Raw genomic sequence first — 423 nt, forward strand, 5'->3', positions numbered from 1 at the left:
AAGAACCCCTGTGAGGGGAGTGAAATAGAACCTGAAACCGTGTACGTACAAGCAGTAGGAGCCTCTTCGTGGGGTGACTGCGTACCTTTTGTATAATGGGTCAGCGACTTATATTCAGTGGCAAGGTTAACCATTTAGGGGAGCCGTAGGGAAACCGAGTCTTAACTGGGCGTTCAGTCTCTGGATATAGACCCGAAACCGGGTGATCTAGCCATGGGCAGGTTGAAGGTTGAGTAACATCAACTGGAGGACCGAACCGACTAATGTTGAAAAATTAGCGGATGACTTGTGGCTAGGGGTGAAAGGCCAATCAAACTCGGAGATAGCTGGTTCTCCCCGAAAGCTATTTAGGTAGCGCCTCGGACGAATACTACTGGGGGTAGAGCACTGTTAAGGCTAGGGGGTCATCCCGACTTACCAACC

Annotated in this window: 1 rRNA gene; it reads left to right on the forward strand. The window is 50.4% G+C overall.

The features are described 5' to 3' along the window. Positions 1 to 423, forward strand: a 23S ribosomal RNA gene (locus PF327_RS11430); the annotation flags it as partial.

The organism is Sulfurovum xiamenensis (assembly GCF_030347995.1).
GTDB lineage: Bacteria > Campylobacterota > Campylobacteria > Campylobacterales > Sulfurovaceae > Sulfurovum > Sulfurovum xiamenensis.